The sequence below is a fragment of the Zoogloea sp. GDB6 genome, assembly GCF_056724105.1.
The window spans coordinates 1,875,555-1,897,366 of the sequence record NZ_CM161497.1; the positions used below are offsets into that span (position 1 = coordinate 1,875,555).

Annotated in this window: 18 protein-coding genes and 3 tRNA genes; 14 read left to right on the top strand and 7 right to left on the bottom strand. The window is 63.2% G+C overall.

All coding sequences use genetic code 11. From position 1 onward, the window contains the following. Positions 1–27 precede the first annotated feature (27 nt). The 7 genes from ppx to AC1PQG_RS08510 all read left to right on the top strand — a co-directional run bounded on the left by ppx (position 28) and on the right by AC1PQG_RS08510 (position 6,762). A complete protein-coding gene (gene ppx / locus AC1PQG_RS08480) occupies positions 28–1,539 on the top strand; it encodes an exopolyphosphatase (RefSeq protein WP_481122152.1) in 1,512 nt (503 codons plus the stop codon). Between the two features lie 10 nt (positions 1,540–1,549). Further along, entirely contained in the window at positions 1,550–2,680 is a 1,131-nt protein-coding gene (locus AC1PQG_RS08485) for an ABC transporter permease (RefSeq protein WP_481122153.1), read from the top strand. Next, complete coding sequence (locus AC1PQG_RS08490) at positions 2,677–3,453, top strand: ABC transporter ATP-binding protein (RefSeq protein WP_481122154.1); 777 nt, start codon at positions 2,677–2,679, stop codon at positions 3,451–3,453. The genes AC1PQG_RS08485 and AC1PQG_RS08490 overlap by 4 nt, the downstream gene beginning before the upstream one ends. Next, entirely contained in the window at positions 3,453–4,403 is a 951-nt protein-coding gene (locus tag AC1PQG_RS08495; RefSeq protein ID WP_481122155.1) for an MlaD family protein, read from the top strand. The genes AC1PQG_RS08490 and AC1PQG_RS08495 overlap by 1 nt, the downstream gene beginning before the upstream one ends. A 71-nt stretch (positions 4,404–4,474) precedes the next feature. Further along, on the top strand, positions 4,475–5,086 hold the full coding sequence (locus AC1PQG_RS08500) for an ABC-type transport auxiliary lipoprotein family protein (protein ID WP_481122156.1): 612 nt from the start codon (positions 4,475–4,477) through the stop codon (positions 5,084–5,086). Between the two features lie 61 nt (positions 5,087–5,147). Further along, positions 5,148–5,948: an enoyl-CoA hydratase gene (locus AC1PQG_RS08505; RefSeq protein ID WP_481122157.1), complete on the top strand. Its 801-nt coding sequence runs from the start codon at positions 5,148–5,150 to the stop codon at positions 5,946–5,948. A gap of 13 nt (positions 5,949–5,961) precedes the next feature. After that, positions 5,962–6,762: a TatD family hydrolase gene (locus AC1PQG_RS08510; protein WP_481122158.1), complete on the top strand. Its 801-nt coding sequence runs from the start codon at positions 5,962–5,964 to the stop codon at positions 6,760–6,762. Here AC1PQG_RS08510 and AC1PQG_RS08515 read toward each other — a convergent pair. Beyond that, positions 6,737–7,330 (bottom strand): TetR/AcrR family transcriptional regulator, encoded by a 594-nt coding sequence (locus tag AC1PQG_RS08515; RefSeq protein WP_481122159.1) that lies wholly within the window; start codon positions 7,328–7,330, stop codon positions 6,737–6,739. The two genes, AC1PQG_RS08510 and AC1PQG_RS08515, sit on opposite strands and share 26 nt — an antisense overlap. 230 nt (positions 7,331–7,560) lie before the next feature. Here AC1PQG_RS08515 and AC1PQG_RS08520 point away from each other — a divergent pair, with 230 nt between their 5' ends. From AC1PQG_RS08520 to AC1PQG_RS08535, 4 genes are all read left to right on the top strand, one after another. After that, positions 7,561–8,310, top strand: a complete 750-nt coding sequence (locus AC1PQG_RS08520) for an electron transfer flavoprotein subunit beta/FixA family protein (RefSeq protein ID WP_481122160.1) — start codon at positions 7,561–7,563, stop codon at positions 8,308–8,310. Next, positions 8,310–9,251 carry an electron transfer flavoprotein subunit alpha/FixB family protein gene (locus tag AC1PQG_RS08525; protein ID WP_481122161.1) on the top strand — a complete coding sequence of 314 codons (942 nt, stop codon included), beginning with the start codon at positions 8,310–8,312 and terminating at the stop codon, positions 9,249–9,251. The genes AC1PQG_RS08520 and AC1PQG_RS08525 overlap by 1 nt, the downstream gene beginning before the upstream one ends. 26 nt (positions 9,252–9,277) lie before the next feature. After that, positions 9,278–9,943 carry an energy-coupling factor ABC transporter permease gene (locus tag AC1PQG_RS08530; RefSeq protein ID WP_481122162.1) on the top strand — a complete coding sequence of 222 codons (666 nt, stop codon included), beginning with the start codon at positions 9,278–9,280 and terminating at the stop codon, positions 9,941–9,943. A 61-nt stretch (positions 9,944–10,004) separates the two neighbouring features. After that, positions 10,005–11,801, top strand: a complete 1,797-nt coding sequence (locus tag AC1PQG_RS08535) for an acyl-CoA dehydrogenase (RefSeq protein WP_481122163.1) — start codon at positions 10,005–10,007, stop codon at positions 11,799–11,801. Positions 11,802–11,928: 127 nt separating this feature from the next. Here AC1PQG_RS08535 and AC1PQG_RS08540 read toward each other — a convergent pair whose 3' ends face one another. After that, complete coding sequence (locus AC1PQG_RS08540; RefSeq protein ID WP_481122164.1) at positions 11,929–12,192, bottom strand: hypothetical protein; 264 nt, start codon at positions 12,190–12,192, stop codon at positions 11,929–11,931. Here AC1PQG_RS08540 and AC1PQG_RS08545 point away from each other — a divergent pair. Beyond that, positions 12,191–13,903, top strand: coding sequence for a putative bifunctional diguanylate cyclase/phosphodiesterase (locus tag AC1PQG_RS08545; RefSeq protein WP_481122165.1), 1,713 nt, complete (start codon positions 12,191–12,193; stop codon positions 13,901–13,903). The genes AC1PQG_RS08540 and AC1PQG_RS08545 overlap by 2 nt on opposite strands. On the opposite strand, the gene AC1PQG_RS08550 is transcribed toward AC1PQG_RS08545, so the two are convergent. From AC1PQG_RS08550 to AC1PQG_RS08570, 5 genes are all read right to left on the bottom strand, one after another. Further along, positions 13,900–17,322, bottom strand: a complete 3,423-nt coding sequence (locus tag AC1PQG_RS08550) for a bifunctional diguanylate cyclase/phosphodiesterase (RefSeq protein ID WP_481122166.1) — start codon at positions 17,320–17,322, stop codon at positions 13,900–13,902. The two genes, AC1PQG_RS08545 and AC1PQG_RS08550, sit on opposite strands and share 4 nt — an antisense overlap. 205 nt (positions 17,323–17,527) lie before the next feature. Beyond that, positions 17,528–17,878, bottom strand: coding sequence for a hypothetical protein (locus AC1PQG_RS08555; protein ID WP_481122167.1), 351 nt, complete (start codon positions 17,876–17,878; stop codon positions 17,528–17,530). Between the two features lie 122 nt (positions 17,879–18,000). Beyond that, positions 18,001–18,085: transfer RNA gene (locus AC1PQG_RS08560), tRNA-Leu, on the bottom strand. Positions 18,086–18,222: 137 nt separating this feature from the next. Continuing rightward, positions 18,223–18,307: transfer RNA gene (locus AC1PQG_RS08565), tRNA-Leu, on the bottom strand. Between the two features lie 162 nt (positions 18,308–18,469). After that, positions 18,470–18,554 (bottom strand) — tRNA-Leu (locus AC1PQG_RS08570). Between the two features lie 150 nt (positions 18,555–18,704). Between AC1PQG_RS08570 and rnr the strand changes: the two genes are divergently transcribed. Further along, entirely contained in the window at positions 18,705–21,074 is a 2,370-nt protein-coding gene (rnr, locus tag AC1PQG_RS08575) for a ribonuclease R (protein ID WP_481122168.1), read from the top strand. After that, positions 21,067–21,810: a 23S rRNA (guanosine(2251)-2'-O)-methyltransferase RlmB gene (rlmB, locus tag AC1PQG_RS08580; RefSeq protein WP_481122169.1), complete on the top strand. Its 744-nt coding sequence runs from the start codon at positions 21,067–21,069 to the stop codon at positions 21,808–21,810. The genes rnr and rlmB overlap by 8 nt, the downstream gene beginning before the upstream one ends. The last annotated feature ends 2 nt before the right edge of the window (positions 21,811–21,812 follow it).

Here is a 21,812-nt window from a genome sequence, read left to right on the forward strand (position 1 = left end):
CCTTCCGGTGCCACTTGTGCGTGTTTCATGAATCGTGAATTGATTGCCGCCATCGATCTGGGCTCCAACAGTTTCCGTCTGCAGGTCGGGCGGATCGTCAACGACCAGATCTACCCCCTCGATGGCATCAAGGAGGCCGTCCGGCTCGCGGCCGGCCTGTCGCCCGACCGGATGCTGGATGCTGCGTCCCAGTTCCGCGGCATCAGCGCGCTGCGCTGCTTTAACGAGCGTATCCGGGACTATCCGCCGGACTCCGTGCGGGCGGTGGCGACCAACACACTGCGGGTGGCCAAGAATGCACCGCATTTCCTGGTACAGGCCGAGGCTGCGCTGGGTTTTCCGATCGAGGTTATTGCCGGCCGGGAGGAAGCGCGCCTCATCTATGTGGGGGTCGCACACACGCTGCCCAATCCCCACAAGCAGCAGCTGGTGGTGGATATCGGCGGCGGCTCCACCGAGTTCGTGATCGGCAAGAGCTTCCAGCCGATCAAGCTCGAGTCCCTCTACATGGGCTGCGTCAGCTATTCCCTGCGATATTTTCCCGATGGCCGCATCGACAAGCGTGGCATGCGTGAAGCCGAGCTGGCGGCCCAGAGGGAGATCCAGACCATCACCCACGCCTACCGGGAGGTGGGTTGGGAAGAGGCGGTCGGCTCCAGCGGCTCGGCCAAGGCGCTGGTGGATATCCTCGAACTCAACGGGCTTTCCGACGGCGGCATTACCCGTAGCGGCCTGGACCGCCTGCGCACGCTGATGCTGAAGGCGGGGCACCTGGATAACCTGCAACTGGAAGGGCTGCGTCCCGATCGCCTGCCGGTGCTGCCCGGCGGCCTGGCGATCATGTGGGCGATCTTCCAGGAGTTCGGCCTTGAACGGATGACCTTCTCGGAAGGCGCCCTGCGCCTCGGCGTGCTTTACGACCTGCTCGGACGATATCACCACCACGATCTGCGCGATGCCACCGTGTCGGCCTTCATGGAGCGCTATGGGGTGGACATGGCTCACGCAAGGCAGGTGACGGAGACGGCGCTGGCTTTCCTGCTGCAGCTCGACCCGGCCACCAGCGATGAGGAGAACGTGGATCGGCGCTTCCTCGAGTGGGCCGCGCGCTTGCACGAGATCGGGGTGTCCGTGGCCCACTCGAGCTATCACAAGCACAGCGCTTACATCCTTGGCAATGCCGACATGCCGGGCTTCTCGCGCATGGACCAGGGGCGCCTGGCACGCGTGGTGCTCGCCCATCGCGGCAAGCTGGCACGCATCGGCTCGCTCGATCCAGAGAGCCCCGAGTGGCGACTGATCCTGTGCCTGCGCCTGGCGGCGGTCGTCCATCGTGCCCGCGATGGCCGTGGCGTGCCGCCGCTGCGCCTCAAGCGTGATGGCCGCGGGCATGTGGTGGTGGCGGATGCCGAATGGCTGCGCAACCTGCCGCTGACCGCGGCGGCGCTGGATGAGGAGGAGCGCCAGTGGCAGACCATCGGCCTGCCTCTGAAAGTGCGCGTGGAGCGGGCCGCGGCCCGCAGTCCGGCTGGCGCCTAGGCGTCGGTCGATGAGTCCGGAGCCCCGTCCGCTCCCCGTGATCCGCCTCGAGTGCGAAGGCGGGGCGCCACGGGCCGTGTTGTCGGGGGACTGGACGCTGCGCCTGCTTCAGCCGGATCTCGATGCGTTCGGGCGTCAGCTCGAACAGGCCACGGCCGACGGCGCCTGGGATCTGGAGGCCGTATCGCGCCTCGACAGCTTCGGAGCGTTGCTGCTGTGGCGACGCTGGGGGCGGCAGCGCCCGCCAGGGCTCGTGTTGCCGGACAGATTGGAGCCGGTCTTTGCGCGCCTAGCCGAGCTTGGTGACAGCGGCCTGCCGGTCGAGCGGGGTTATCGTTTCCTCGACGGAACGGAAGGTGTTGGCCGCATCTTCTTCAAGATGCTCCGCAATGCGGTCGGTTTCGTGGCGCTGATTGGCCAGCTCGTCATCGATTTCGCCCATCTGCTGCACACTCGCGGGCACTGGCCGGTGCTGGAAACCTCCGCCAATTTCTACAAGGTCGGGGTCAGGGCTATGCCGGTCACGGCGTTGGTGGGCTTTCTGATCGGGGTCGTGCTGTCTTATTTGTCGGCGCTGCAGTTACGGGCCTTCGGGGCAGACGTGTTCATCGTCAATATCCTGGGGCTCGGCATCATCCGGGAGCTCGGTCCGGTGCTGGTGGCTGTGCTCGTTGCAGGGCGCTCGGGTTCGGCGATGACGGCGCAGATCGGCGTGATGCGCGTCACCGAGGAGATCGATGCGCTGGCGGCGATGGGGATCTCGCCCTATGTGCGGCTGGTGCTGCCGAAGGTGGTGGCGCTGACGCTGGCGATGGCACCGTTGACCCTGTGGGGCTCGGCGGTGGCCTTGTTCGGCGGCATGGTGTCGGCCAATCTGCAACTGGACCTGAGTTTCGACTATTTCGTGAATGCCTTGCCGCGGGCGGTGCCGGTGGCAAATCTGGTCATCGGCTTGGGCAAAGGTGCCGTGTTCGGACTGCTGATTGCGCTCGTGGCTTGTTATTTCGGGCTGCGTGTTAAGCCGAATACAGAGAGTCTATCGGCCAACACCACTGCCTCGGTGGTCACGTCAATCACCGTCGTCATCCTGGTGGACGCAGTATTCGCGATTGCAACCCGTTCCATCGGTCTGCCGCGATGAGCGACTGTCCCATTCAGGTTCGGGGGCTTGAAACCCGCTTTGGGCAAACCTGGGTCCATCGCGGCATCGATCTTGTGGTACCAGCCGGAGAGGTGGTGGCTCTTGTTGGTGGTTCGGGTAGCGGCAAGACCACGTTGCTGCGCCAGATGGTCGGCTTGCTCCGGCCGAATGCTGGTGCTGTTAGCCTGTTCGGCGAGCCATTGTTCGCTGGTTCCCGTGCAGAGCAGCTGGAACGCCGCCGCCGCTTCGGCATGCTGTTTCAGCATGGTGCGCTGTTTTCGGCGCTTAGCGTGTTTGCCAACGTGGCCTTTCCGCTGCGGGAGATCGGCATCGCCGACGACGCGATGCTGCGGGATCTGGTGCAACTCAAGCTGGCGATGGTCGAGCTGGATGCCGATGTGGCGCTACGCATGCCCGCCGAGCTGTCGGGCGGCATGGTCAAGCGGGTTGCGCTGGCGCGGGCCCTGGCCCTGGAACCCGAGTTATTGCTGCTCGACGAGCCGACAGCGGGCCTCGATCCGGACCTCAGCAGTGGTTTCGTGCGGCTCATCCGGGCCCTGCATCGAGCACTCGGCCTTACCGTGGTGTTGGTGACTCATGACCTGGATACGCTGGCAGCATTGGCGACCCGCGTGGCGGTGCTCGCGGAGGGGCGTATACTGGCTTTCGGCCCGCTTGACGAGATAATGAACGTGCAAGACCCCTTCATCGAACGTTTTTTCCACGGTGAACGTGCCCGTGCTGCGCTGGCGCGTGGGAGGGGAATGGGCTGATGGAGAGCCGGGCTCACGCTATCGCCGCGGGTCTGTTCGTGATCCTGCTGAGCGGGGCGATCGTCCTTTCCCTGTGGTGGTTCTCGGACAAGCGGGAGAGCACCCGTGACGTCGTGCTGGTGACGTCGGGCAGCGTCAACGGCCTGAACCCCCAGTCTACCGTCCGCTACCGCGGTATCGTCGCCGGCAAGGTGGCGGACATCGCCCTCGATCCGGCTAATCCGAAGGATCTGCTGGTCAAGGTGCGGATCCGCACCGATCTGCCGATCACCCGAGGCACGCGGGCACGCATGGCCAACCAGGGGGTGACCGGGCTGGCCTACATCGCCCTCGACGATGCGGGCGACAAGCCGGAGCCGTTGGTGGGAGAGGATGGCGGTCCGCCGCGCATCCGCCTGGCGCCAGGCCTGATGGAGGAGGTCGCCGACGCTTCGGTGCAGACCCTCAGGCGCGTGCAGGAGATCGTTGATCGCCTGGCGGTGTTGACCCGCCAGGACAATCTGGCCCACATCGAGAAGACGTTGGCCAATCTGGAGTCGTCGAGCAAGGGGCTCGACCAGACCCTGCAGGAAGCGCCCAAGGCCCTCGCGGCGGTGCGGCAGGTTTTCAGCAAGGGCAACCTGGCGCGCATCGATCGTTCCCTGGCCAACCTAGAACGCCTGAGTGCGGACGCCGCGCCGATGGCCAGCGACGGCCGTGCGCTGCTGCTGAGGCTGCAGACCGTGGCCGACCGGGTGGACACTGTCGTCGGTGCGGCCGGCGAGGGTTTTGCGACCAGCACGTTGCCGCGCCTGAACGTGTTGCTGCAGGAACTCACCACTACGTCGCGGCAGTTGTCCGACCTGCTCGACGAACTCGACAATTCGCCGCAGCTCCTGCTGTTGGGGCGTGGCAAGCCGGCACCGGGGCCCGGCGAAGCCGGTTTTCATAATCGGCCTGCGGTTCGGTAAGTTCGGGGCGACCAACGATGCGCTTTTTGTCTCCACTATTGATGCGTGAGCATTTCCACCTCCGGCCCCTGGTGTCCGTCCTTCTGGCGCTCAGCATGGCGGCGTGCGGCAGTCTGCCCAAGGCGGCACCCAATTACGCGATGCATGATTTCGGCCCGCTCGATTCGGCCACGCTGCGTCCTCTGGGCTTTCCGATCCGCAGCGCCGAGGTGGTGCCCGCGTCGTGGCTTGCCTCGACGACCATGCAGTATCGCCTTGCCTACGCGCAGCCGACCCGACGCCAGTTCTACCTGGAAAGCCGGTGGGTTGCCCAGCCGGGCCAGCTCGTGGAGCTGGCGGTCAAGCGCTCGATGAAGACGAGCGAAACCGCCGTGTCCTCCAGCGGCTGCCGGCTGCGGGTGGATCTGGATGAGTTCATCCAGGTCTTCGATGAGGAAGGGCGTAGTCGTGGCCTCATCGAGGCGCGTGCGGCCTTACTGGCGCCGCGTACGGATCAGCTCATCGCGACCCGCGGTTTTGCGGTCACCCGCCCGGCGCCGACGCCGGATGCCGTCGGCGGTGTTGCGGCCCTGCGGGAAGGCGTGCTGCAGCTCAACCGCGAACTGATCGACTGGCTGGAAGCGATCGACAAGGAAGGCACAGCGCGCCCCGGCGGTGGCGTCCGCGCCCGCTGTTCAGCCTGAAAACCGACCGGCAGGGACGTGCCGGCGCTTAGGTACAACTGAAGACCAAGGAGGAGAACCCATGAATGCTGTAGTCGAAACCCTTACCGATCCCTTGCTGCTGCGCGACGACGCCAATGGTGTGACGACGCTGACGCTGAACCGGCCGGGGCAGTTCAACGCCCTGTCGCAGCCGATGCTGGAGGCGCTGCTGGCGGAACTCACCGGCATCGCGGCCGATGCCTCGGTGCGCGTCGTCGTGCTGGCTGGCGCGGGCAAGGCCTTCTGTGCCGGGCATGATCTGAAGGAGATGCGCGGAAATTACACCAAGTCCTTCCAGCAGGCCCTGTTCCGCCTGTGCGGCAAGGTCATGATGCAGATCGTGACCATGCCCCAGCCGGTGATCGCCCGCGTGCATGGCATCGCCACTGCCGCCGGTTGCCAGCTGGTATCCATGTGCGATCTGGCGGTGGCCTCCGACGTGGCGCGCTTTGCGGTGTCGGGCATCAACGTCGGGTTGTTCTGCGCGACGCCGAGCGTCGGGCTGTCCCGCAACATGGGGCGCAAGGAAGCCTTCGAGATGCTGGTGACGGGGGACTTCATTGATGCCGCCGAGGCGAAGCGGCGCGGGCTGGTCAATCGCGTGGTGCCCATCGAGGCGCTGGACGAGGAGGTGGCGAAGCTCACCACGTCGATCTGCGCCAAGTCGCCGGTGGCCATCTCGATGGGCAAGCAGATGTTCTACTCGCAACTCGAAATGGGGCTCGACGCCGCTTACCAACAGGCGGCCGAAGTGATGGCCTGCAACATGATGAGCGAGGATGCCGCCGAGGGCATCGACGCCTTCATGGCCAAGCGCAAGCCGGTGTGGACCGGCAGGTAAGTCCGGGCTCCTTGTGCTGATCGACACCCACTGCCACCTGGACGCCGCGGAGTTCGATGCGGATCGCGCTGCTGTTGTCGACGCGGCCCGGGCGGCAGGTGTCGGCGGCCTGCTGGTGCCGGCGGTTGAGGCGGCCAACTTCGCGAAGGTCGTCGACCTGGCCGCCCGGCTGGCGGAATGCCGCTACGCACTGGGGATTCACCCCATGTACGTGGCAGCCGCGAGGGAGTCCGATCTGGAGCTGCTGCGCGATGGCCTGGCGCGGGGCGGTGCGGTGGCGGTCGGCGAGATCGGCCTGGACGGCTTCATCCCGGACGGCGACCTGCCGCGCCAGACCGCGTTCTTCATCGCCCAGCTCAAGCTGGCGCGGGAATTCGACCTGCCTGTGGTGCTGCACGTGCGGCGCGCGCAGGACGCTGTCCTGAAATGCCTGCGCCAGATCCGGGTGCGCGGCGGCATCGCCCATGCTTTCAACGGTAGTCGGCAGCAGGCCGAAGCTTTCATCAAACTGGGTTTCAAGCTCGGTTTCGGCGGGGCGATGACCTACACCGGTTCGCGACGCATCCGCGAGCTGGCGGCGAGCCTGCCGCTTTCTTCCATCGTGCTGGAGACCGATGCGCCGGACATTCCACCCGCGTGGTGTGTCGGCGGGCGCAACGAACCGGCCAATCTGGTGCGCTTTGCACAGGAACTGGCGACCCTGCGCGGCATTGATGTGGATGCCTTGATCGCCGTAACGGGGGATAATGCGGTCAAGGCGGTTCCCGGTCTGGCGGAGCTGCCGGGATTCAGGCCTGTGGAGCAGGTGTCGTAGGATGGTTGCGGGCGATGAGTTGGCGGATGTCGTCCTTCATGCGGGCAATGTCCCCGTCGAACTTCTCGCAGTTCATCATCGAGATGCCGAAGACGTAGGCGTAGAGCAGCATGCTGCGGGTGGATGCCTCGTGCATCGGCATCCCGGCGGCCAGAAAGAGTTCGCGGGCACAGCGCAGACGCCAGGCGTCCACTTCCTCGACGATCAGTGCGGCGGCCGTATCGCGGCGCGCCCATTCGCGCATCGCCAGTTCGATGAGGATGCCCTTGCGGTTGCGGCTGGCGCTATACACGTCGATGACGTGGAAGATCTGTGTTTCCTCGCCGCCGGCTACGGGCCGGGTCTGCTTGACGATGTCGCGGATGCGGCCGTCCTTCCAGGTCTCGAGCACGCCGGAGAGCAGGTCCTGGCGGTCCTTGAAGTGCCAGTAGAAGCTGCCCTTGGTCACATGCAGGCGCTTGGCCAGCACTTCGACGCGGACGCCGGTGACGCCTTCGTCGGCAAGGGTGTCGAGGGCGGCCTGGATCCAGGCGTCACGGTCGAGCTGAAGGCGGGGCGGTTTTTCCATACGGTGTAGTATTGACGGGTGTAGTCCCCATACGGTACCGTACGGAAAGTGACAAAGCAAGGTGCCTGTGAGAAGCTCGCGGCTTTGCTGGTCCGTCTCCGTGTCGGCACCGGATTGCCGGCGGAAGCGGCGGTCGGAGAACAGGTTTGCCGGCAGGATGTCGAATCATCGATGCCTGCGGCAGATCCAGAATATGGTGGAGAACCTCTACAAATGGAAGGAGCGCAGCATTGAAGATTCTGGTTCCCGTTAAACGCGTGGTCGATTACAACGTCAAGGTACGCGTGAAGAGCGACGGATCCGGTGTGGACATCGCCAACGTCAAGATGTCCATGAACCCGTTCGATGAAATCGCTGTCGAAGAAGCCGTACGCCTGAAGGAAGCCGGTGTGGCAACCGAGGTGGTGGCTGTCTCCTGCGGCGTCGGCGCCTGCCAGGAAACCCTGCGCACCGCGATGGCCATCGGTGCCGACCGCGGCATTCTCGTCGAAACCGATGTCGACCTGCAGCCGCTGGCCGTGGCCAAGCTGCTGAAGGCCCTTTGCGACAAGGAGCAACCCCAGTTGGTGATCTGCGGCAAGCAGGCCATTGACGACGATGCCAACCAGACCGGCCAGATGCTGTCCGCGCTGAAGGGCTGGCCGCAGGCTACCTTCGCGTCCAAGGTGACGCTGGGCGACGGCAAGGCCAGCGTGACCCGTGAAATCGACGGTGGTCTGGAAACCCTCGAGATCTCCCTGCCGGCCGTGGTGACCACCGACCTGCGCCTGAACGAGCCGCGTTATGCGACGCTGCCGAACATCATGAAGGCCAAGAAGAAGCCGCTGGAAACCGTCAAGCCGGCCGATCTGGGCGTGGATGTCACCCCCCGCCTGACGACCCTGAAGGTTGCCGAGCCGCCGAAGCGTAGCGCCGGCGTGATGGTGGCTGACGTGGCTCAGCTGGTCGAGAAACTGAAGAACGAAGCGAAGGTGCTGTAATGACGATTCTGGTTGTTGCCGAGCACGACAATGCGTCCCTGAAGGGCGCAACCCTCAACACTGTATCCGCTGCTGCCAAGCTGGGTAGCGACGTCGCTGTGCTGGTGGCGGGCTCTGCCGCTGCGGCAGCCGTCGAAGCGGCTGCCAAGGTGGCTGGCGTTGCCAAGGTGCTGGTGGCGGATTCCGCCGCCTTTGCCGATCAGGCCGCCGAGAACCTGGCTGCCCAGGTCGTCGCCACGGTACAGGCGTCTGCCGGTGCCATCACCCACGTGCTGGCGCCCGCCACCACCTTCGGCAAGAACGTGCTGCCGCGCGTCGCCGCGCTGCTCGACGTGGCCCAGATCTCCGAGATCGTGGCGATCGAGTCCGCTGACACCTTCGTGCGTCCGATCTACGCCGGCAATGCACTGGCCACCGTCAAGTCGGCCGATCCGGTCAAAGTCATCACCGTGCGTACCACCGCCTTCGAAGCGGCGGGCGAGGGTGGTTCGGCTGCTGTCGAGACTGTGGCTGTGGTGGCCGATCTTGGTCTTTCCAAGCTGGTGGGGCGCGAACTGACCAAGTCTGCTCGTCCCGAACTGGGCGCCGCCAAGATCATCGTCTCCGGCGGTCGTGGCGTGGGCAGCGGCGAGAACTACCACAAGCTGCTGGAGCCCCTGGCCGACAAGCTTGGTGCTGCCCTCGGCGCGTCCCGTGCTGCCGTCGATGCCGGCTTCGTGCCCAACGACTACCAGGTTGGCCAGACCGGCAAGATCGTCGCGCCGCAGCTCTACCTGGCCGTCGGCATCTCCGGCGCCATCCAGCACCTGGCCGGCATGAAGGACTCCAAGGTGATCGTCGCGATCAACAAGGATCCGGAAGCGCCGATCTTCCAGGTGGCCGACTACGGCCTCGTCGCCGACCTCTTCGAGGCCGTGCCGCAACTGACCTCCGCCGTCTGAGGACGCACGGAGCCGGGGCTGGCTGAATGAACTTCGCGCCCGACCTCTTCTCTGCAGGCTGGCACATCTTTGCCTGTCTTTGCGGACTGGGGGTCGGAGCGTGGGTGATCAGAACCGCCCCATGGCGGCGCATGCTCGACGGGCATCAGCTGAATGCCCTGGCAGGCGCCGCCGTCATTCTGACCCTGCTGTGGAGCCTGAACGCTGGTGTGTACCCCGGCCTCAACCTCCACATCCTCGGGGCGATGGCCACGACGCTGATCTTCGGGCCGCAACTGGCTCTTGTCGTGCTGGCCCTTGCGCTGACCGGCGTCACGCTGAACGGCAGCATCGAGTGGACCGCCATCCCCATCAATTTCCTGGCCATGGGCATCGTGCCGGTGGCGCTGGGCTCCCTGTATTTCCGTCTTGTGGAACGGTGGCTGCCCAAGCATTTCTTCGTCTACATCTTCGTCAATGCTTTCATCGGTGCGGCGGTGATCGTCCTGATCCAGGGCTTGATCGCGTCCCTGATGCTGTTCTCGGCTGGCGCCTATTCGGCCGATAAGCTCCTGTCCGAATATCTGCCGTTCTTCCTGCTGCTGGGCTTTGCGGAAGCCTGGCTGTCAGGCATGGCGCTGACGCTGATGGTCGTCTATCGCCCGGAGTGGGTCGCCAGTTTCGATGATCGTCTCTATCTGATGAACAAATAGCAGTGCCCTGGCTTCGCGGCCGTCAAAAACCAAATAACAACACCGTGTGGAGAAAAGAACGATGAGCAGCTACAACGCACCGATCCGTGACATGCAATTCGTCATGAAGGAACTGGCCGGCCTCGACGCCGTGTCGGCCCTGCCGGGCTGTGAGGAGGCGACTGCCGACGTGGTGGATGCGATCCTCGAGGAAGCCAACAAGTTTGCCAGTGGCGTGCTGGCGCCGCTCAACTGGAGTGGGGACCAGGAAGGCGCCCGTTGGGACAACGGAGAGGTGCGTACCGCTGCGGGCTGGAAGGACGCCTACACGCAGTTTGCAGAGTCCGGTTGGACGGCGCTGGCCTGCGAGCCCGAGTTCGGCGGCCAGGGGCTGCCGAAACTGATTTCAACGGCGGTGATGGAGATGTGGAAGTCGGCCAATATGGCCTTCTCCCTGTGCCCGATGCTGACCACTGGGGCCATCGAGGCGATCAAGCTGTGCGGGACCGGCGAGCAGAAGGCGGCCTTTTTGCCCAAGATGGTGAGCGGCGAATGGACTGGCACCATGAATCTCACGGAGCCCCAGGCCGGCTCCGACCTCGCCGCGGTGCGTACCCGCGCGGTACCGCAGGGCGATGGCACCTACAAGATTTTCGGTCAGAAGATCTTCATCACCTACGGTGAGCACGACATGACCGACAACATCATCCACCTGGTGCTGGCCCGCTTGCCGGACGCGCCGGAAGGGGTGAAGGGCATCTCGCTGTTCGTCGTGCCGAAGTTCCTGCTGAATGCCGACGGAACACCGGGCGAGCGCAACGATGTGCACTGTGTGTCCATCGAGCACAAGCTCGGCATCCATGCCAGCCCGACGGCGGTGCTGGCCTTCGGTGACAAGGGCGGCGCCATCGGCACGCTGGTCGGCGAGGCCAACCGTGGCCTTGAGTACATGTTCGTGATGATGAACGAGGCCCGCTTCGCCGTCGGCATGGAAGGCCTGGCGTTGTCCGAACGTGCCTACCAGCAGGCGCTGGCCTACGCCAAGGACCGTATCCAGGGCACCGAAGCAGGCGTGCGTGGCGGTCCGAAGGTGAGCATCATCCATCACGCCGACGTACGTCGCATGCTGCTCAGCATGAAGTCGCAGATCGAGGCCCAGCGTGCGCTGGCCTATGTGGTCGGTGCCGCGACCGACCATGCTCACTATCACGCCGACGCGGCTGTGCGTGCCCAGAACCAGGCTTTCGTCGATCTGATGATTCCGGTGGTGAAGGGTTGGCTCACCGAGAGCGCAATCGAAATCACCTCCACCGGTGTACAGGTGCACGGCGGCATGGGCTTCATCGAGGAAACGGGGGCGGCCCAGCATTTCCGAGATGCACGCATCACGGCGATCTATGAAGGCACGACGGCGATCCAGGCCAACGATCTGATCGGCCGCAAGATCGCCCGCGAGAGCGGCCTGACGGCCAAGAGCGTGCTAGCGGAGATGCGCAAGGTCGAGGCCCAGCTGGCGGAAGCTTCCGGCGAAGAATTCGCGGCGATCCGCAAGTCCCTCGCGGCGGGTATCGGTGCGGTGGAGCAGGCCGTGGACTACATCGTGGCGACCTTCGGCAATGACATCAAGGCGGCGTCGGTGGGCTCCGTTCCCTTCCTGAAGCTGTTCGGCATCGTGGCCGGAGGCTGGCAGCTGGCACGCGCCGCGCTGGTGTCGGCCCGTCGCCTTGCTGAAGGCGCGGGTGATGCTGCGTTCTATCAGGGCAAGATCACGACGGCGCGTTTTTACGCGGACCACGTGTTGTCCCAGGCACCGGGGCTTGCCTATGCGGTGGTGAATGGCGCTGCCGCCGCGCTGGCCCTGGATGAGGCGCAGTTCTGAGGCTTCGGTCCTAAGTTCGTCCAATCCGGTTCACGAGGCCGCTCCCTGTCCGGGGGCGGCCTTTGTATTTGAAGCCGTCGCTTCATCCAACCGTCTGTCATGGGCGGGATATTCCGGAAATGCCCTCTCAGCTGAATGGCATGAATTCCGCCTCGGCTTGGTAGCTGCAGGCGTCGTGTTTGTCGTCGTTCTGTAATATTTGATGCGCAGTATCCGGGTTTCCGTATTCTTGGTGGAGCTGTCCGGGGATGGCGAGTTGTGCCTTCGGAACGGCTTCGCAATTCATGAGCCTTACTGCATCGTCCTCCGCATTCTTGCCACGCCGTGCGGCGTATGTATTCAACGGCCAGTTGCAGCAGCCGACGACCGTGCGCCAGCTTTTGCGCACCATGGAGCCCTTGTCTGAGAGTGCGTCATGCCAGTGCGCGCTTGATCGCTTCTTCGTGGATGCGGGCCTGTACGCGCTGCCTGTCGTGGATGGGCAGATGGGGCCGGTGGCCCTGCTGGATCGCAAGTCCTTCGTCGAGTTTTTCGGGCGTCCTTACATCAGGGAATTGTTCGGCCGCCGCAGCATCGTCGATTTGCTCGCCTATGAGCAGTACGACAGTACGGCCCCGCTGATCGTGGATGAAGGCTGCACTGTGGAGGACGCGGCGCGGATGATCATCGATGCCGGCATGCAGCACATGGTGACGGGGTTCATCGTCGGTCGGCAGGGGCGCTATGTGGGGGTTGCCAATGGCCATGATCTGCTCAACACCATCACCCAGCGCAAGCAGGCCGAGCTGTATTACCTGGCCCATTACGATGCTCTGACCGGAATTCCCAACCGGGCGCTGCTGGCCGACCGTCTGGAGCAGGCCTGCCTGGAGGCTGATCGCAAGGGTAGCCTGGTGGCACTGTTGTTCATCGACGTGGATCGCTTCAAGCAGATCAACGACTCCCTTGGCCATAGCGCCGGTGACGAGGTTCTGCGTCGCATCGTGGCCCGGTTGAAGGCATCCGCCCGTCAGGTGGATACCGTGGCCCGGCTGGCCGGAGACGAATTCGTGGTGTTGATGGAGAACCTGTCGAGCCCTGGGCAGGCCGAACTGGTGGCAGACCGGATCGTGGCGTCGATGCAGGAGCCGATCGAGATGCTCGGCCATTCCCTGGTGGCCACGGTCAGTATCGGTAGCGCGATCTACCCGCGCGACGATGACCAGATCCATAACATCCTGAGCAAGGCCGATGCGGCGATGTACGAGGCAAAGTCAGCCGGCCGCAATGGTTTCTGTTCGTACTCGCCGGAGATGCATACCTACAATCCGGCCAGCATGTCGCTTGAAAGCGAGTTGCGCAAAGCCATCGAGCGGGATGAGTTGGTGTTGTTCTTCCAGCCCCAGGTCGATCTGACCAGCGGCAAGGTTCGCGGGGTGGAGGCGCTGGTGCGTTGGCATCATCCGCGACGCGGGTTGATTCCGCCGATGCAGTTCATCCCTGTGGCCGAGGAGAGCGGGCTCATCATTCAGCTTGGCGAATGGGTGGTCAGGCAGGCGCTGGCTCAACTGAATGCCTGGCGGGCACAGGGGGTGGAACCGTTGCCGGTGGCGGTCAACATTTCGGCCTTGCAGCTCCGCCAGAAGGGCTTTGTGGGCTTCCTGAAGGCGCAGCTCTCCGAGTGCGCCATCGAGCCCGGCCTGCTTGAACTCGAGCTCACCGAGAGCGTGTTGATGAAGGACGTCGAGGAGATGCTGCGCACCCTCAATGAGATCAAGGCGCTCGGCGTCCGTCTGGCCATCGACGATTTCGGTACCGGCTTTTCGAGCCTCAGTTATCTGCGCCGCTTCCCTATCGATCGCCTGAAGATCGACCAATCCTTTGTGCGTGACATTGATAGTACCCCTGTCAATGAGTCGATCGCCCGGGCCATCGTGGCCTTGGCAAACAGCCTATCGCTGGAGATTGTTGCCGAGGGGATTGAGAAGTCGGCCGAGGTGGCTGTGCTGCAGAATATGTGCTGCCACGAAGGGCAGGGCTATTTGTTTTCTAGGCCGATCGAAGCTGAGCGTTTTCCTAGCTGGCTGGCGACGCATGGTGCCCTTGAGTTGGCCGCTGCTTAAATGCCACCACCGTGCTGGCCGCGGATGATCCAGTCTTCGAATTCCGGGAAGGGCATGGGCTTGCCGAACAGATAGCCCTGGCCGTGGTTGCAGCCGATGCTGCGCAGGAACTCGAGTTGTTCGACGGTCTCGATGCCTTCTGCGGTGATTTCGAAGCCCAGGGTCTGGCCAAGGCCTACGATGGCACGGGTGATCGCCGCGTCATTTTCGTCGTGGGGTAGATCGGAGACGAAGGCGCGGTCCACCTTCAGGTTATTGATCGGTAGTACCTTCAGATAGGCGAGAGAGGAGTAGCCGGTGCCGAAATCATCGACGGCGGTCGTGATTCCCAGATCCTGAATCGCATGGATCACCTGACGGGCATGCTCGGGATTTTCCATGATCAGGCTCTCGGTGACTTCCACTTCAAGCACCTCGGGAGGTAGCCCATGGCGGGCCAGGGCACAGGCCAGCGCATCCACGTAGTCGCTGCGTTCGATCTGCAGGGCGGCGACGTTGATGGCGATTCGGCCCGTCTCCAGCCCGGTCTCCCGCCACTGCCGGATTTGTGCACAGACGGTGTCGAGCACCAGTTCGCCGATCGGGATGATCAGTGCGGTGCGTTCTGCCAGTGGAATGAACTCGGCCGGGGATACCATGCCATGCTCGGGATCCCTCCAGCGCAGCAGGGCTTCTGCGCCGCTGACGCGGCCGCTTTTCAGGTCGAGCTTGGGCTGATACCAGAGTTCGAATTCCTTTTCCTCCAGTGCCCGTCGCAGTGCCCGTTCGCGGGTCAGGCGATCCTGGGCCCGGCGGGTCATCTCTGTCTGGTAGAAACGGTAACTGTTGCGGCCGCCTTCTTTGGCACCGTACATGGCGGTATCGGCATTGCGGACCAGCTCTTCCGGCGTGCGGCCATCGGTGGGTGCAATCGCGATTCCGATGCTGGCGGTGACTAGGGCGGCGTGGCCGTCCAGGTCGAAGGGTTCCTGTAGGGTCTGAAGGATCTTCTTGACGACGGCGACGGCGTCAGTGTCCTGTCCGAGATCGCCGAGGATCACCGCGAATTCATCGCCACCAAGACGGGAAACGGTATCCTCGACCCGCAGGCAGCGCTTGAAGCGCTCTGCGGCCTGCTGCAGCAGACAATCGCCCACGGGGTGGCCCAGGCTGTCGTTCACGGTCTTGAAGCCGTCCAGATCCAGGATCAGTACGGCGAGCTGGCGCTCATAGCGGAGCGCGCGGTCCAGGTCGTGCTGAAGCTGGTGGTGGAATAGGGTCCGATTGGGAAGGTCGGTCAGCGGATCGTAGTGGGCCAAACGCTCCAGTTCGGCCTGGGAATGCTTGATCGCCGAGATATCGGAAAAGACGGCGACGTAGTTCACATGATGTCCGGCGTCGTCGTTGACTGCATTGATAGTGAGCCACTCGGGGTAGAGTGCGCCATTCTTGCGTCGGTTCCAGATTTCGCCGCGCCAGCCCCCTGTGTTGCGGAGGGTCTCCCACATGGCCCGATAGAAGTCGGGCGGTTGGTGGTCGGAGCGCAACAGACGGGGCGTCTGGCCGATGGCCTCTTCGGCGCTGTAGCCGGTGATATCGGTGAACGCACGGTTGACCGATAAAATGATGCTTTGGGCGTCGGTGATCATCACCGCGTCGGCAGTATTGGCGATGACAACGCCGGCCAAGCGCAGTTGCTCCGTGGTCTGCTTTATCTCCGTGATGTCCGTGGAGATCGCCAGGATCGCCTGGGGCTGCCCATCGGCGCCAGGGAGCGGGCACTTAGTCGTCAGGTAGGTACGTTGATGCCCGTGATCGTCCAGTTGTTCCTCGAAGCGCATGGCCTGGCCGCTCGCCAGCACGGCCAGGTCGTTGGCGCGCTGCTGGCGAGCGAGGTCGGCCGGCTGAAACCGCTCCCGCGGCATGCCTCGCAGGGAGTCCAGTGCGGAGCCGATGACCGTTTCGAAACAGCGGTTCGACCACTGGAGATTGCCGTCCTTGTCGAAGACGTAGATCAATGACGGCGCATGATCGACAACGGTTTGCAGCAGGGCCTGCTGCAAACCCAACGCCTCCTCGGTCGCCTTGCGCTCGGAAATATCCCGGGCCACCGCGTAGATCATGGGGCCGTCGCTGAGCGGGATCACGCACAGCGTCACCTCCGCTGGGAAGCAATGCCCATCGTTGCGGCGGTGGAGCCACTCGAAGCGGTGCAGCCCAGCCCGGAGCGTGATGTCGAGGATCTCCCGCACCTTTTCGGGAGAGCTGCTGCCATCGGCTTGCCGTTCTGGAGAGAGTTGAATCGGAGTCATGCCCCGGAACTGAGCGTGGTCGGAGAAGCCGAAAAGCGCCAGTGCGGCGTCGTTGCTTTCGATGAAGCGACCGCTGCCATCGATGACCCACGTTGCGTCAGGGGAGTGCTCGAACAAGGTACGGAAGCGGACCTCGCTTTGTGCAAGCGAGGATTCGGCCTCCTCGCGCTCGGCGATTTCTTGGGACAGGCGGAGGTTCCGTTGCCTGATCAGGGTGTTGCGCCGCATCAACTGGGCGATGAAAAAAAGCACCAGGGCCGTGTTGGCGATCGAGATCAGGAACAGAGGGGATTCAGCCGGTGCCTGGCTGGGCCAACCATTGCGCGGGATGGCAGAAAGTTGCCAGACGCCGCCGGGGACCGTCACGGTCAGGCTGACGGGGTGTTCGGTCAGAATGGCTGTGTCGCCCCAGATCACCTCACCGGCGCCACCCAGGCCATCCTTGCCGCGCAGCAGCAGGCGAAGCGAGGCATCGTTGGAGATTCCGCTGGCCCGGATGAGGTTTTCCAAGTCTGTGACGATCGACATCGTACCCCAGTAACGAGGTGCTCCGCGGAGGGGATGGGTGAAGATGGGCTGCCGGTAGATCAACCCGACTCCGCCCTGAATGAGCTTGAGGGGACCGGCAAGCAGCGCGCGACGGCTGTTTCGTGCACGCTGTATCGCGGCGTATTGTTCCGGAATCGTTTTGAGGTTTGTTCCCAAGGCCTTCTCGTTGTTTGCCCGGGGATAGATCCTTTGGATCACGTCGTCGGGAACGAGGGCGATGCTGCGAATGTGCGACGCGGACGCGATGGCCATCCTGGCCATGCCGTAAAAATGCGCATCGGAAATGTCGCCGTCGATACTCAGTATGTGCGAAATGCCTTCGGCCGTTCCGAAGGTACTGCGGACCTGCCCTTCGAGCATGGCGCTGATGCGGGCCAGTTCGCCGGTTGCCCTGGCGCGGGCATCGCTCGCCTGGCGCTCTGAATCCAGGCGGCCGAGGAGGACCGAGAGGAGGATGCCACCGACGCAGACGACGAGGAGCAGTAGGTATGAGGCAGATGCGTGCCGGTTCCTGAGCCAGCCTAGCATTTCATTGCCACGCGGATTGTCTGCCATGCTTCCCCGGCGTCCGGCGCTCATGTCGGACGGACATTGTTGTGACAGGTTGGATTCTACGGTGTAGCCGTTCAGGCTCCGCAGCTCGTGCCGCGAGCGATGACGGACTCTTCAGCGGCGGCAGAGCCTAACTCTGATGGTGGGATTTCCACAACCCAAAAAGGGATATCAGCGTGAAGTGATCGAACCTTGTATGCATCCGGCCGCGCCAGCTGCGTGACGGGGCGGTTTATCGGCTCAATTCGGGAAAGCGCCATAGCCATAACCAGGCAACCAAGAGCTGCACGACGATGGTCAGCGTCCAGGTTCCTGTCACATAGCAGCAGGCCGCGGGGAGGACGACTTCGAGTAATTGTTCACAAAGGACACCGAGGACAAAGAAGAACAGCGTCAGGCACACCCATTTTGCGACAAAGCCGGGCAGGTGGTGAATGCCCATGCGCCGGTTGTAACGATAGTTCTGTTGCCGTTCGAGCAACGTGCCGCGACTTACGTCCCGGAAGTAGGGGAATGGCCAGAGGTAGCGATACAGGAGACGCCAGATACCCTCCTGGCGCTCGGCAGAAGTCCTGTTCATCATTGCTCTCCCGTGCGGCGCGTATGCGACAGTCGGCTATATCAGTGTGCGCTGCTTTGCCAATGGATGGAAGGGGCGAGCTGAAAAACAAAAAAGCCGGTCAAATGACCGGCTTTTTGAATTTTTGGTGCCCAGAAGAGGACTCGAACCTCCACGCCTCGCGGCACTAGTACCTGAAACTAGCGCGTCTACCAATTTCGCCATCTGGGCAGCGAAGACCGCCATTATAGGCAGGTTTTTTTTTATTGCAAGTTCTTTTTGAACTTTCCCCGCTTGTATTCGTCAAATTGATACTTCGACGAATCCTGCAAACTAAAAACCGGTCAAACGACCGGCTTTTTGAATTTTGGTGCCCAGAAGAGGACTCGAACCTCCACGCCTCGCGGCACTAGTACCTGAAACTAGCGCGTCTACCAATTTCGCCATCTGGGCAACGAAAGCGCTATTATAGAACAAGTTGATCCCGATGCAAGCTATTCAAGAGAACTTTCCTGCAGTGAGAAACGAGACAAGCCCGCTTTCAGCCTGTTCCAATGCATTGCGCGTTGAACAAACAAACAAAAAGCCAGTCACATGGACCGGCTTTTGTAATCTTGGTGCCCAGAAGAGGACTCGAACCTCCACGCCTCGCGGCACTAGTACCTGAAACTAGCGCGTCTACCAATTTCGCCATCTGGGCAACGAGCCGAGAATTATAGAGTAAAAATTATCCGTGTCAATATCTAAATCAAAAAACACAAAAAAACTGAGCAAGCTGCGCCGCAGCGATCCTTTCTTCGAGCGCGAGTGCGAGAAGTACGACTTCCCGCTGCCGAGCCGGGAATTCATCATGCAGACGCTCGCCGAGCACGGCGTTCCGCTGGCGTTTCCGGATCTGGCTACCGCGTTGGACATCCTGCCGGTTGAACTCGAGTTCTTCGAGCGCCGCATGTTTGCGATGGAGCGGGATGGGCAGGTCATGCGCAACCGGCGCGGCGACTATCTGCTGCCGTCCAAGGCCGATCTGATCCGCGGCACCGTGCAGGGGCATCCGGATGGTTACGGTTTCGTCGTGACCGACGAGGAAGGGCCGGATGTCTTCCTCAGCCCGAACGAGATGCGGGAAGTCCTGCACGGTGACCGGGTGATGGTCCGTCTGGCCGGTGTCGATCGGCGCGGACGGCCCGAGGGCAAGATCGTCGAGGTGCTGGAGCGCGCCAATACGCGCATCGTCGGTCGGGTGCTGGTCGAGCACGGTGTGACCCGGGTGGTGCCGGAGAACCGGCGCATCGCGCAGGAAGTGCTGCTGGCGCCCGGCGGCAAGAAGAAGGTGACGGCCGGGCAGGTGGTGGTGGTTGAGCTGATCGAGCAGCCGACCCGTTATGCGCAGCCGATCGGCCAGGTGGTTGAGGTGCTTGGCAACTACGCTGATCCAGGGATGGAGATCGAGATTGCGCTGCGTAAGCACGAACTGCCCTTCGAGTTCTCCAAGGAGGCCAAGGAGCAGACTCGGCGCCTGCCCGACAAGGTGCGCAAGATGGACTGGAAGGGCAGGGAGGACCTCACGGCCCTGCCTTTGGTGACCATCGACGGCGAGACGGCGCGGGACTTCGACGACGCGGTTTACTGTGAAAAGCAGGGTCGTGGCTTCCGCCTCGTGGTGGCGATCGCCGATGTGTCCCACTATGTGAAGGTGGGCTCCGCACTGGACGGTGAGGCTTACGAGCGCGGCAATTCGGTCTACTTCCCGCGACGGGTGATCCCGATGCTGCCGGAAAAGCTGTCCAACGGGCTTTGTTCGCTCAATCCGCAGGTGGAGCGCCTGTGCATGGTGTGCGACATGGCGATCTCCCAGACCGGGGCGATCAAGCAGTACCGCTTTTACCCGGCCGTGATGTTCTCGAAGGCGCGCCTGACTTACAACCAGGTCGCGGCTGCCCTTTACGAGCAGGATCCGGCGGCGATCGACAGTGTCGGTGAGTTGCTGCCCAATCTGCAGAACCTGGACAAATTGTTCCGCGTGCTGCTGAAGGCGCGGGCCAAGCGTGGTGCGATCGACTTCGAGACCCAGGAAACCCGGATGATCTTCGACGACAACGGCAAGATCGAGAAGATCGTGCCGGAGAGTCGCAACGATGCGCACCGCCTGATCGAGGAGTGCATGCTGGCGGCTAACGTGTGTGCGTCTGAATTCCTGAGCACCCATGAGCATCCGGCCTTGTACCGGGTGCACGAAGGGCCGACGCCGGAGAAGCTGGCCAAGCTGCGGGAATTCCTGGGCGAGTTCGGTCTGCAGCTGGGTGGGGGTGAGGAGCCCCTTGCCTCTGATTACGCCAAGCTGCTCGAAAAGATCCAGGACCGCCCGGACCTGCAGCTATTGCAGACGGTGATGCTGCGCTCCCTGCGCCAGGCCGTGTACAGCCCCGACAATGTGGGGCACTTCGGCCTTGCCTACGAGGCCTACACCCACTTCACGTCGCCGATCCGCCGCTATCCTGATCTGCTTGTTCACCGGGCGATAAAGGCGGTGCTGGCAGGCGAGCAATACACGCCGGCCCAGGAGGGCGGTGTCTGGGACGAGATCGGTCTGCACTGTTCGATGACCGAAAGGCGTGCGGACGAAGCCGACCGGGACGTTGAGAACTGGCTCAAGTGCTACTACATGCAGGACCGCATCGGCGAGGAGTTCGACGGTAGCGTCTCGGCGGTGGTACCTTTCGGCCTCTTCGTTGCCCTCGATGACGTTTTTGTCGAAGGTCTGGTACATATTTCCGACCTGGGGAGCGATTACTTCCATTTTGACGATGCGCAGCATGCGCTGGTCGGAGAGCGGACCGGCGAACGGTATCGGCTGTCGGACCGCGTGCGTGTGCAGTTGGTGCGGGTCAATATGGAGGCGAGCAAGATCGACTTCCGTCTGATCCAGGGGCCGCAGCGGGTTACCGAGAGGGTCGGCAAGACGGAGAAGGAACGGGAGCGGGCCGCCGCGGAGGCTCCGGCTGCACCGCGCCGGCGCGTCGTCAAGGATGTTGCCCCCGCGCCTGTGGAGCCGCCGGCTCCTGGCGCGCCCAAGAAAAAGGCCGGGAGCCGCAAGACGGAGTCCGCTCCGCCGAAGCCCCGCAAGACCAAGGTAAGCAAGTCTGCCAAGACGACCAAGGCCGCCAAGCCGCGCAAGAACGCTGCCGGTGGCACCAAGAAGAAAGTGAAAGTTCGTGTCTGATCAGTCCAATTCCCGCCTCATCTACGGTTTTCATGCGGTGCTGGCAAAGCTCCGCCATGACCCCGAGGGCATCTTCGAAATCTTTACCGATGCGCAGCGTAACGACGCCAGAGCACGGGATCTGTTGCGCCACGCCCAACAACTCGGCACACGGGTCATCCCGTCCGAAGGGGAGCGCCTCGACAAGATGGTGGGCACCCGGCGGCACCAGGGGGTCGTGGCCCGCATCGACTCCCGTCGCAAGGAGCTCAAGCTGCCCGACGTGCTCGATGGCCTCACTGAGCCGGCGCTGCTGCTGGTGCTCGATGGCATCCAGGATCCCCACAACCTCGGTGCGTGTCTGCGGGTTGCCGATGCCGCGGGCGCCCATGCGGTCATCGCACCGAAGGACAAGGCTGTCGGCCTTAACGCCACTGCCGTGAAGGTGGCCAGCGGCGCAGCCGACACGGTGCCCTACATCACCGTCACCAATCTGGCGCGTGCATTGAGGGAGATGCAGGAGGCCGGCGTCTGGGTGCTGGGTGCGGCCGGTGAGGCCGAAAAAACCATTCATACCGTGGACCAAAAGGGCTCCATCGCCTGGGTTCTCGGCGCAGAAGGGGATGGCCTGCGACGCCTGACCCGCGAGACCTGTGATGAACTGGTGAGCATTCCGATGTACGGCACCGTCGAGAGCCTGAACGTGTCCGTCGCCAGCGGCCTCTGCCTGTTCGAGGCGCGCCGCCAGCGGGCCTGAGC